The following is a 12,459-nucleotide window of genomic DNA, read 5'->3' as shown; positions in this document are numbered from 1 at the left end:
ATAGCGTCTAGCCCTCGCCCTCGTACTCGTTTTCCTCGTCTTCCAGGAGGTCGATGTCCTCCTGGCTCAGCTCCACCAACGACAGGTCCGACGGGGTGAACCCACCGTGCCCGGCGTCCTGGGCGGCGAGCGCCCGCAACGCCTCGAGCCAGAGCTCCCCGAGTTCGGTGACCTCGGCTTCGGTAAGCAGTTCTCCGGGCCACGTCAGCGACGCGCTGAACCGCGGGCCATCCGCGGTGTCCTCGGTGACCGCGTTGATCTCCAGGACGTGCACCAGCGGCATCCCGTCGTCGCCGACCGCCGTGAGCTCCTCGGTTTCCGAATCGGGCAACCACAGTTGCGCCTCGCCCGGCGCGGACGTTTCGAACCGGCCGAGGTAGTTGAAGGCGATCTGTGGCGCACCCCGGGCCGCGAGCTCGTCACGGGTGACCGGGTTCAGGTATCGCAGCAGACCGAATCCCAGTCCGTTCTCCGGTACTTCCCGCAGCTGTTCCTTGACCCGTTTGAGGGCGTCCCCGATCCGGGAAGAGCCGGCACGGACCTCGTCCCAGCCGACCCGCCCGGGGTCGAGCCGCACCGGGTAGAGACTGGTGAACCAGCCCACCGTGCGGGACAGTTCCACCCCCGGGAGCACTTCTTCCCGGCCGTGCCCCTCGACTTCGAGCAGCACCGAATCGTCCCCGCCCAGCCCGCGCCGCTCCCGCCACTGCCCGACCGCGAGGGCGAGCGCGGTCAGCAGGACGTCGTTGACCCCGGCGCGGAACGCCGCCGGAACCGTGGTGAGCAGCGCGGTGGTGTCTTCGACCGGAAGCGTGACGCCGATCGAGCCCGCCCCGCCAACCGTGTCACGACCGGGGTCCAGCGCGCGGCGGCCCAGCATCGGGTCGGGTCCGTCGAGGGTGGCCGCCCAGAACGGCAGCTGCGCCACCCGCTCAGGAGCCCGCGAGGCCTCGGTGAGCGACCGCGACCAGCCCCGGTACGAGGTCCATACCGGTTCCGGCGCCGGCTTTCCGCCCTCGGCCAATGCCTGCCAGGCGGAAGCGAGATCCGGCATCAGGATCCGCCAGGACACCCCGTCCACCACCAGGTGATGGGCGAGGACGAGCAGTCGCCCGGCCTCGTCCGCGCCGGCGTCGAACCACACGAACCGCACCATGCGGCCCGCTCGCGGCGCCAGTTGTGCGCGCGCCGTGTCGGCTTCCGCGACGAGCACCGTGGCACGTTCCCCGGAGGGGAGGCCCGTGATGTCGACCCGGCGCACGCAGTCCTCAGCCAGGACGGTCCCCGGCTCGGAGACGTCCATCGCCCAGGTTTTCTCGTCTTCGCCCCGCAGACGCGACCGGAGAACGTCGTGGTGGTCCACCAGCGCCTGGACCGCGCCGAGCAGCCGTTCCCAGCCCAGATCGGCCGGCACATTGACCAGCTTCGCCTGGTTGAAGCCGTCCACCGGACCGCCCGCCGCCAAGAACCAGTGCATGACCGGCGTCAGCGGCAGTTCACCCACCCCGTCTTCCGCCGCGACCAGGCTCGTCTCTTCGAGCGTCCCGGCCACCTCGGCCAGCCCGGCCACCGTCTTGCGTTCGAACACGTCCCGCGGGGTGAAGACCAGCCCGGCCGCACGGGCCCGGCTCACCAGCTGGATGGAGACGATGCTGTCGCCGCCGAGGTCGAAGAAGCTGTCGTCCACCCCGACGGTGTCCAGACCCAGTACGTCGGCGAACACCCCGCACAGCGCTTCCTCGCGGTCGGTGGCAGGCGCCTGCCCGGACGACACCGCGGCGAAGTCCGGGGCGGGCAGCGCCTTGCGGTCGAGTTTTCCGTTGACCGTCAACGGGAATCGGTCCAGCGCGACGAACGCGGCCGGAATCATGTACTCGGGCAGGGCCTCGCGCAGTCCGGTCCGCAGAACGTCGGGAGCCGCCGCGCTTTCCGGTGTCACGTAACCGACGAGCCGCTTTTCCCCGGCCCGGTCCTCGCGGACGATCACCACCGCGTCGGCGACCGACGGCAGGGCGGCCAGCGCGGATTCGATCTCGCCGAGCTCGATGCGGAACCCGCGGATCTTGACCTGATCGTCGGCGCGGCCGACGAATTCGAGCTGCCCGTCGGCCCGCCACCGCACCACGTCGCCCGTGCGGTACATCCGAGTTCCGTTGTCACCGAAGGGATCGGCGACGAACCGCGTCGCGGTCAGCGGGGTCTGGCCGAGGTATCCCCTCGCCAAACCGGCACCGGCGACGTAAAGCTCACCGGCCGTGCCCGGCGGCACCAGGTTGAGGTGATCGTCAAGGACGTACAGCCGGAGATCGCCGATCCCCACCCCGATCAAACTGCCCTTGCCCGGCTCTGCGTCCTCCGCCCGCAAGGGCACATAGCTGACGTGCACGGTCGTCTCGGTGATGCCGTACATGTTCACCAGCACCGGGGCGTCGTCGGCGTGGCGGGCGTACCACGACGCGAGCCTGCCGAGGTCCAACGCCTCGCCGCCGAAGATCACGTAGCTCAGGGCGAGGTCCGTACCGGGTTCGGCGGCGTCGGCGGCGATGAGCTGGTAGAACGCCGACGGTGTCTGGTTGAGCACAGTGACCCGCTGCTCGCCCAGCAGCCGCAGGAACTGCTCCGGCGACCGGCTGATGTCGAAGGGCACCACCACGAGACGGCCGCCGTAGAGCAGCGGTCCCCACAGCTCCCACACCGAGAAGTCGAACGCATAGGAGTGGAACAGGCACCACACATCGGACTGTCCGAAGTGGAACCAGTGGTCGGTGGCGGAGAACAGGCGTTCCACGTTCTGGTGCGGCACCACCACGCCCTTGGGCTTCCCGGTCGAGCCGGACGTGTAGATGATGTACGCCGGATGCTGCGGCTTCAGCGGCGCGATGCGGTCCGCGTCGACGAGGTCGGCGTCCGGCTGCTCCGACAGTTCCGCCTCCGTGGCGGCCGAACCGAGGACGACCCGCGGCGTGTCCGACGCGACCGTCCGCACCTCCGGGGTCGTCACGGTGAGCACCGGCCGGGCGTCGAGGAGCAGATACGCGATGCGGTCGGCCGGATAGTCCGGGTCGATCGGCAGATAGGCGGCACCCGCCTTGAGCACCGCGAGCAGCGCGACGACCAGATCGGCCGAGCGCGGCAAGGCGAGGGCGACGACCGACTCCGGTCCGGCCCCGCGTCCGGCGAGCAACCGGGCGAGCCGGTTCGCCCGCGCGTTGAGCTCGGCGTAGGTCAACGACTCGCCGCCGCTGGTCACCGCGAGCGCGTCCGGGGTACGCGTGGCTTGCGCCTCGAACAGTTCGGGCAGGGTGTGCCCGCCCTCGGCGATCGGGGTCGTCCCGTTCCAGCCGGACAGGAGGTTGTGGCGCTCCTCGTCGTCGAGCAGTTCGACCCTGGACAGCGGCACGGCCGGATCCACGGTCACGGCGGCGAGCAGCCGTTCCAGCCGGCGGCCCAGCAGCTCCACCGTCCGGTCGTCGAACAGGTCGGTGGCGAACTCGATGACACCTTCGATCCCGTCCGGTGCGCCGTCCGCGGTGAAGGTCTCGGTGAGGTCGAAGGTCAGGTCGAACTTCGCCAGCCGGGTTTCGAGCTCGACCACCGCCGAGGTGAGACCGGGCAGGTCGAACTCGGGGGCCTCGGTGTTCTGCAGTACCAGCATCACCTGGAACAACGGATGCCTGGCCAGCGACCGATCCGGGTCGAGGATCTCCACCAGGCGGTCGAACGGCAGGTCCTGATGCGCGAACGCGGCGAGGTCGTCACGCCGGACGCGGTGCAGCAGTTCGGTGAAGTTCAGATCCCCGCCGATGTCCGTGCGCAACACCAGCGTGTTCACGAAGAAGCCGACCAGATCGTCCACCGCCCGGTCGGTCCGGCCGGCCACCACCGTCCCGAGTGGAATGTCGGTACCCGCGCCGAGCCGCGACAGCAGCGCGGACACCGCCGCCTGCACCACCATGAACACACTCGCCTGATGCTTTCGCGCCAGCGCGGCCATTCCGGCGTGCAGGTCCGCGCCGATCCGCCAGGACAGGGCGGCGCCCCGATGCGTGGCGATATCCGGCCGGGGCCGGTCCGCCGGCAGTTCGATGGCGTCCGGGATCCCGGCGAGCCGGTCCTGCCAGAAGCCGAGCTGCCGGGCGAACTCGCTGCCGGAGTCCACTTCGGACCCGAGCATCTCGCGCTGCCACAACGCGTAGTCCGCGTACTGGACCGGCAGCGGTACGAACAGCGGATGCTGCCCGGCCACCCGCGACCGGTACGCGGCGCTCAGATCGCGCAGTAACGGCGTGAGCGACCAGCCGTCACCGGCGATGTGGTGCACCACCAGCGCCAGCACGTGTTCGGTGGGGCTCAGTTCGAACAGGGACGCCTTGAGCGGAAGCTCCACGGCCAGGTCGAAGCGGGCACCGGCGGCCGTCCGCAGCCGGGCGGGCAGGTCGGTCTCGCTGATCGGGTCCACGGTGAACCCCTCGATCAGCTGCAGTACGGCGGCAGCGGCTTCGAGGACTTCTTGGACGGGTTGACCGTTCTGGTCGGGGAAAACCGTGCGCAGGGCTTCGTGCCGGGCGACCACGTCCGTGATCGCTTCGAACAGGGCCATCCGATCCAGTTCACCGGACAGCCGCACCGCGATCGGGATGTTGTACATCCCCCCGGCCCGGTCCAACTGGTTCAGGAACCACAGCCGCCGCTGCGCGAACGACAACGGCACGAGCTCGGGCCGCTGCCTGACCTCGATCCCTTGCCGCGCGGCGCCTGCCCGCCGGACGGCGCGGGCGAGCCCGGCGGGGGTGGGTGCCTCGAACACCGAACGGATCGGCAGTTCCACCTCCAGCGCGGACCGGACCAGGCTGATCAACCTGGTGGCCAGCAGCGAATGCCCGCCCAGATCGAAGAAGCTGTCTTCGACCCCGACGGTTTCCAGGCCGAGTATCTCGGCGAACACCGAACACAGCGCTTCTTCGACCTGGTCGGCGGGAGCACGTCCCCCTGTCGCGCCGACGGCGAACTGCGGCTCCGGAAGTGCCCGCCGGTCCAGTTTTCCGTTGGCGTTCAACGGGAATTCGTTCAGCACCACGAAGGCCGCCGGAACCATGTACCCCGGCAGCGACGCACCGGCGAAGGCCCGCACGTCGGTCATGTCCAGGCCGGTACCGGTCAGGTAGGCGACCAACTGCTTGTCCCCGCGCCGGTCCGCGCGCACCACGACGGCGACACCGTCCACATCGGAATGCCGGGACAGCACGGATTCGATCTCACCCAGTTCGATCCGGAACCCGCGCACCTTCACCTGATCGTCGGCACGACCGAGGTAGTCGATGTCCCCCGTGGCCGTCCACCGCACCAGATCGCCGGTGCGGTACATCCGCGATCCCGGGGCGCCGAACGGATTCGCCACGAACCGCTCGCCGGTCAACCCCGGACGACCGAGGTAGCCCCTGGCCAGTCCCGCGCCCGCGATGTACAACTCCCCCGACACCCCGGCGGGTACCGGACGCAGACCCGCGTCCAGCACGTAGGCCTGGTGGTTCGACAGCGGCTTGCCCGTCAACGCCGCCCGGGTGAGTTCCCCGTCCCCCGCCGACCGCCACTCCAGGCAGTACACCGTCGCCTCGGTCGGACCGTAGATGTTCGCGATCTCCGCGTCCGGAACCGACCTGCGCACCTGGTTGAACACCTTGGCGGGCAAGCCTTCGCCTGCCAGCACCACGGCACGCGCGTCCAGTTCCACCCCGGCGGCGAGCACCTGCGCGAACACCGACGGCACCCCGGAGACCAGACCGCCGGACCAGCCGCCCCGCTCCAGCAAAGCCGGCAGGTTCTCCACCAGCTCCACCCGGCCACCGGCCGCCAGCGGGGCGAACAGCTCGAACACCGACACGTCGAAGTTCAGCGAAGTCGACAGCAACACCGAGGCGAGCTGGTCCGCTGGGAAGTACTCCAGCGCCCAGCACACCAGGTCCACCACACCGCGGTGGTCGATCGTGACGCCCTTGGGCAGGCCGGTCGAACCCGACGTGTAGATGACGTAGGCGAGGTTGCCCGGCGACACCGGGCCACGACGGTCGGCGTCGGTCAGTGTCGAGGCGGACTGTCGCCGAAGTTCCCCGGCCAGCGCGGGATCGTCCAGCGCCACCAGCGCGGTTCGCTCGGGCAGCGGCGGAAGGTGCGCGCCGAGTACCGAATCGGTGAGCACGCACACCGGCTCGGCGTCGGCGAACATGAACGAGATCCGCTCCGCCGGATAGCCCGGGTCCACCGGGAGGTAGGCCCCGCCCGCCTTCAGCACCGCCAGCAACGCCACGACCGCGTCCGCCGAACGCGGCAACGCCACCGCGACCAGCGACTCCGGACCGACTCCGCGGTCCACCAGCACCCTGGCCAGCCGGTTCGCCCGCTCGTGCAGTTCGGCGTGGGTCAGCGAATCCTCACCGCAGACCACGGCGGTCGCCTCGCCGTGCCGAAGCGAAGTGGTCTCCAGCAACGCGGTCAGCGTGGTCAGCGGGAAGTCCCGTGCCGTGTCGTTCCAGGCGACGGTGATCCGTTCGCGCTCGGCGGGTTCGAGGATCTCCAGCGCGTCGATCGGGGCGTCGGGATGGTCGGCCACCGCGGTGAGCAACCGCTTCAGTCGCGCACCGAGTGAGCCGGCGGTCTCGGGATCGAACAGGTCGGCGGCGTATTCGATGGCGCCGGCCAGCCCGTTCGGCACACCCGAGTCGTCCCGGGTCTCCTCGATGTCGAACCAGAGGTCGAATTTGGACACGGTGGTGCGCATCTGCTCGAGGCTCGGCCGGAGACCGGGCAGGTCCAGCTCGGGCTCGGGGGTGTTCTGCAGCACCAGCAACACCTGGAACAGCGGATGCCAGGCCAGCGAACGCTCCGGGTTGAGCACCTCCACCAGCCGCTCGAACGGAACGTCCTGATGGGCGTAGGCGGACAGATCCGTCTGCCGCACGCGCTCCAGCAACTCACGGAACGTCGGCTCGCCCGAGGTGTCGGTCCGCAACACCAGCGTATTCACGAAGAACCCGACCAGATCGTCCAACGCCTCGTCGGTACGCCCGGCGACCGGAGTGCCGATCGGGATGTCGGTACCGGCGCCCATCCTGGTCAACAGCGCGGAAACCGCCGCCTGCAGCACCATGAAGACACTGACCTGCGACTGCCTGGCGAGCGCGGTGAGCCGGGCGTAGGTGTCGCCGTCCAGCGCCCAAGGCACCCGGCCGCCCCGGTAGGAGGCCACCGCGGGCCGCGGCCGGTCAGCGGGCAGTTCGAGGACGGACGGCAGTCCGGCGAGCCGATCCCGCCAGTACCGGATCTGCTCGGCCTGCACACTGTCCGGATCCGCGTCGGAGCCGAGCATCTCCCGCTGCCACAAGGTGTAATCCAGGTACCGCACCGGAAGCGGGGCCTGCGCGGGCGCGTCGCCCGCGAGCCTGGCCCGGTAGGCGACCTCCAGATCACGCAGCAACGGCGCCAGCGACCAGCCGTCCCCGGCGATGTGGTGCAGCACCACGAGCAGGACGTGTTCGTCGGCGGCCAGTTCGAACAGCCAGAGCTTGATCGGCGGTTCCGTGCCGAGGTCGAACCGGCACGAGGAGGCCGAAGCGAGCCTCTCGGCCAGCGCGGCCTCGGTCACCCGCTCGGTCGAGGTCGCCGCGGCCAACCGGGACACCGCGTCCTCGACGTCCAAGAGCAGCTGACCCGGTTCGCCGTTCTCCTCCGGGAACAGGGTGCGCAGCGGTTCGTGCCGGGCGAGCAGATCCCCGAACGCGGCGAACAGTGCTACTTCGTCGAGGTTTCCCTTGAGCCGCAACGGCAGCGGGATGTTGTAGACACCGCCCGCCTCGTCCAGCCGGTTCACGAACCACAGCCGCCGCTGGGCGAAGGACAACGGCGGCACTTCGGGCCGTTCCCTGGCGGTGATCTTGAGCCGGGCGCGTCCGGCGTTCTCGACCAGCCGGGCCAGCCCGGCGACCGTGGGCGCCTCGAACACCGATCGGATCGACAGCTCCACGTCGAGCGCCGAGCGCACCTTGCTGACCAACCGGGTGGCCAGCAGCGAATGCCCGCCCAGATCGAAGAAACTGTCGTCGACACCCGGCCCCTCGTCGAGACCCAGTACGTCGGCGAAGACCCCGACGAGCAACTCCTCGACCGGACCTCGCGGAGCGCGGCCGCCGGAGTCCGCCGCGCCACCGAAGTCCGGTGACGGCAGGGCTTTCCGGTCCAGCTTGCCGTTCGGGGTGAGCGGCAGCGCGGGAAGCACGACGAACGCGGCGGGAACCATGGAAGCGGGCAGCGCGGCCTCGGCGTGGGCACGCAGCTCCGAACCGTCGACAGTGTCCATTTCGGACTGTGGCGGCACGACGTAGGCGACCAGCCGTTTGTCTCCCGGCCGGTCTTCGCGGACCACGACGGCGAGCTGCGCGACGGCCGGATGGCGGGACAGGACCGACTCGATCTCGCCGAGCTCGATCCGATGCCCCCGGATCTTCACCTGATGGTCGCGGCGCTCCAGGAACACCAGCGCGCCGTCCGGGAAGGCACGCACGTAGTCACCCGTGCGGTACATCCGGGCGCCCGGCCGCGGGCTGTACGGGTCGGCCGGGAAAACCGCCGCCGTCCGCGCCGGATCGGCCAGATACCCGCGGCCGACACCGGTTCCGCCGACGTACAGCTCGCCGGGGCTGCCGATGGGCACCGGTCGCAGCCGGTCGTCGAGGACGTAAAGCCGGGTGTTGCGCAGTGCCTTTCCGATCGGCACGACGTCCGTGCCGACCACGTCCGGCCGGTCGATCACCGCGTGCGTGACGTCGTCGGAGCATTCGGTCGGCCCGTAGGCGTTCATCATCGGGATAGCCGGGTAGCGCTCCAGCCAGCGCGCGCACAGGTCGGCGGGCAACGCCTCCCCGGTCACCAGCAGCCAGCGCAGCTCCGGCAGCCCGAGCAGGCTCCCGTCGGCCTCCCAGGCGTCCAGCACCGCGCGCAGCAGCGACGGCACCACTTCGAGAATAGTGACCTTTTCCTCGGCGACGCGGCGGAAAAGGGCCCTCGGGTCCACGGCCAGCGCCCGGCGCACGACACGGGTGCGACCGCCGACGACGAGCGCGGCAAGCATCTGCCAGATGGAGATGTCGAAGGTGAGGGGTGCGTTCTGCACGATGACGTCGTCCGAGGTGAGGCCGCAGTCGTCCACCTTGGCCAGCAGGTGGTTGACCATGCCGCGGCGATGCACCATGGCGCCCTTGGGCTTTCCGGTGGAGCCGGAGGTGAACAGCACATAGGCCAAGTCGTCCCCCGCGCCGAGGACGGGCAGCAGGTCGGTGAGCTCGTCGCGGGAGCCACCGGTCACCACCACCTCGGCGGCATGCCCGGCCTCCGCGACGAGCGACTCGCCGTATCCGGCCAGCGCCGGTGAGCAGAGCACCAGCCGGGCGCCACAGTCTTGGAGAAGGGCGGCGGACCGGGCGATCGGGGCGTCGACGTCGATCGGCACATAGGCCGCGCCCGCGCCGAAAACACCGAGGACCGAGGTGATGAACCCGGCGCCCGGTTCGGTGGGCAGCGCGACCAGCGTGTCCGGCCCCGCGCCCGCCGCACGGAGCTCGCGGGACAGCGCGCTTGCCCTCGCGACAAGCTCGGCGTAGGTGGTTTCGCCGTCGTCGTCGACCACCGCGACCGCGTCCGGGGTGTGGCGGGCGAATTCCCGCACGCGTTCCACCACGTCGGTGAACTCCGCCGGTTTCGCGGTGTCGTTCCATTCGACGAGCATCCGGTGCCGATCGGCCTCGGAGACCAGATCGAACCGGGACAGCGGGACGTCCGGCTCGGCCACCAGCGCTTCGAGCAGCCGCAGCAGGGCCGAAAGGTGCGCCTCGATCTCCTCGTCCCGGTACAGCGACTCGTTGCCGTCGAAGTCGATCCGGACGCCGCCGCCGTCCATCCGGTCGTAGGCGGTGATCTCGATGTTGTCGAGGACCCCGTTGGACAGGTTGTGCGCGGTGACGGGATGTCCGCCGAAGGTGACGTTGTAGTCGAACGGCATGATGTTGACCACGACGTCGGCCAGCTGATCCGCGCCGCCGACCAGGTTCAGGTCCCGGAGGATGTCCTCCTGCCGGTACCGCTGGTGCTTCAACGTCTCGCGGGCCTCCCGGGTGGTCCTGCGCAGGACTTCGCCGAAGGTGATCGCGGGGTCGATGTCCAGCACCAGCGCCAAAATGTTGGACGCCATGATCGGCGTGGTCTTGAGGACCTTGCTCGTGCGCGCCGCCACCGGGAACCCGACGGGCACCACTCGCGCGCCGGTGAGCAGGTGCAGGTACACGCCGACGGCCGCGGTCAGCGCGACCGACCAGTTGCTCGCGTGCGCCCTGGCCACCGTGCGCAACCGGGCCAGCAGGTCCGGGTCGAGGTAGGCGGTGCGGCGCACCGGACGGGCGCTGGCGGGCGCGCTGCCTGCGGTCACCCCGACCGGCGACGGCCGATCGGCCAGCCGCCGCGACCAGTACCGCCGATCGCGTTCGAAGGCGGGCGAGGACCGGTATTCCGCCTCGTCGGCGAGGCACTCGTCCAGCGAGGCGAAGTAGGGCGCCCGGTACTCGGTGCCCGTGACCAGCGCGGTGTAGATCTCGGCCAGCCGTCCGGCGAAGATCCGGCCGCTGACACCGTCCGAGGTCAGGTGGTGGGTGCGCTGGTAGTACAGGAACTTCTCGTCGGCGACCTGGAACAACGCGTCCACCGCGAGCGGGACGTCCGGTTCGAACTCGCGGTAGAGGTCCTCCCGCATCCAGGCTTCCGCGTCGGCCGACGGATCGGCGTGGCCGCGGTAGTCGAAGCTGAGCAACGGCCCGTGGTCCACCGGGTACTGCCAGACCCCGTCGTCGTCCTCGACCACCCGGACCCGGGCCGTCTCCGCTTCGAGCGCGGTACGCCGCAGCGCCTCGTCGAACAGCTCCACGTCGATCGAACCGTGGATCTCGAGGTACTCGGACATCACGAAAAGGTTGTCCGGGTTCAGCTTCTGCGCGTACCAGATTCCGCGCTGGGCGGCTGAGAGCGGCCGAAGTCGACCTCGTGGAGCTTTCTGCATCGCTACGTTTCTCCGTCTCGCTTCTCCGGTTTCACCGACCACTTGCCGAGAACCGGCGAAGGCCGGTTCCGTTCGAGCTACCGCGTCCAGCGGCGCAGCACGACGACGGCGTTGTGCCCGCCGAATCCGAAGGAGTTGCTCATGACCACGTCCACGTCGTGCCGCTGCGCTTCGTGGGGCACGAAGTTCACCTTGTCGTCGATCGGCCGATGACAGTTGATCGTCGGTGGCACGATCCCGCTGTTGATCACCATCGCGCCGACCATCGCCTCCACCGCGCCGGCGGCGCCGATCATGTGCCCGGTCATCGATTTGGTGGAACTGATCGGGATCTGCTCGGCCCGTTCGGCGAACACCGCGCGGATCGAGTCCAATTCGGACTTGTCGTTCAGCAGCGTGCTGGTCCCGTGCGCGTTGATGTAGTCCACATCGGACGGTGCGATCCCGGCGTCCGCGAGCGCGCCGCGCATCGCCGCCCGCACCCCGCGGCCCGTCGGATGCGGCGCGGTCCAGTGATGGGCGTCCGAGGTCGACGCGTAGCCGAGCACCTCGGCGAGCACCGTCGCCCCGCGGGCCAGCGCGTGTTCGGCCGATTCCAGGATCAGCACGCCGGCACCGGCGCTCATCACGAAGCCGTCCCGGTCGGCGTCGAAGGGCCGCGACGCCTCGGTCGGCGTCCCGGTCCTGGTGGAGAGCGCCTTCGCGTTCCCGCTACCGGCCAGGTCGATCCGGGTCAGCACATGTTCGGCGCCGCCCGCGATCACCGCGTCCACCACCCCGCTCCGGATCCAGCGAGCGGCTTCCCCGATCGCGTCGGTCCCCGAAGCACAAGCGCTGCTCATCGCCCTGGTCGGCCCCATGACCCCGAACGCCAGGCTGATCTCGCCTGCCGCGCTGTCGATCGCACCGGTGATCGGGGCGAACGGGCTCACCGCGCGCGGGCCCTTGCTTTCGAGTTCGGTCACGTGTTTGACCATCGAGCTCATCGGCCCGTACCCACTGCCGATCAGCGCGCCCACCCGGGCGCCGTTCTCCTCGTCGATGTCCAGCTTCGCCATGCGGAGCGACTCGCTGGCCGCCGCGAAGGCGTATTGCGCGTAGGGATCCATGCGTCGAAGCTGTTTGTGCTCCAGATACCGCTTGGGGTCGAAGCCGGTGACCTCTCCGGCCAGATTCGTCGGCAGATCATCGGCCTCGATGCAGGTCACCGTGCCGATCCCGCTCTTCCCCGCGATCAGCGCCTGCCAGGTCTCGTCGGCGGTGAGGCCCACCGGCGTCACCGCACCCCAACCGGTGATCACGACCTTCCGGCCCGCTTCGTTGCCAGGAACGGACATCATCTGCTCCTTTCGGTAGATGGCCAC

2 protein-coding genes are annotated in these 12,459 nt (G+C 69.9%); both read right to left on the bottom strand.

Annotated features, from left to right (window positions below):
- Nucleotides 1-7: 7 nt before the first annotated feature.
- Complete coding sequence (locus tag ACZ7KI_RS07595) at nt 8-11,095, bottom strand: amino acid adenylation domain-containing protein (RefSeq protein WP_470272371.1); 11,088 nt, start codon at nt 11,093-11,095, stop codon at nt 8-10.
- A gap of 77 nt (nt 11,096-11,172) precedes the next feature.
- Complete coding sequence (gene fabF / locus ACZ7KI_RS07590; protein ID WP_470272370.1) at nt 11,173-12,435, bottom strand: beta-ketoacyl-ACP synthase II; 1,263 nt, start codon at nt 12,433-12,435, stop codon at nt 11,173-11,175.
- Between the last annotated feature and the right edge of the window lie 24 nt (nt 12,436-12,459).

The organism is Amycolatopsis sp. NPDC039088, assembly GCF_055598845.1.
This window is presented reverse-complemented; position numbering and strand designations above follow the sequence as displayed.

Bases quoted from the DNA above. Each gene is read 5' to 3' on its own strand.
- ACZ7KI_RS07595 (WP_470272371.1), bottom strand. From the start codon at position 11,095: ATGCAGAAAGCTCCACGAGGTCGACTTCGGCCGCTCTCAGCCGCCCAG.
- fabF (WP_470272370.1), bottom strand. From the start codon at position 12,435: ATGATGTCCGTTCCTGGCAACGAAGCGGGCCGGAAGGTCGTGATCACC.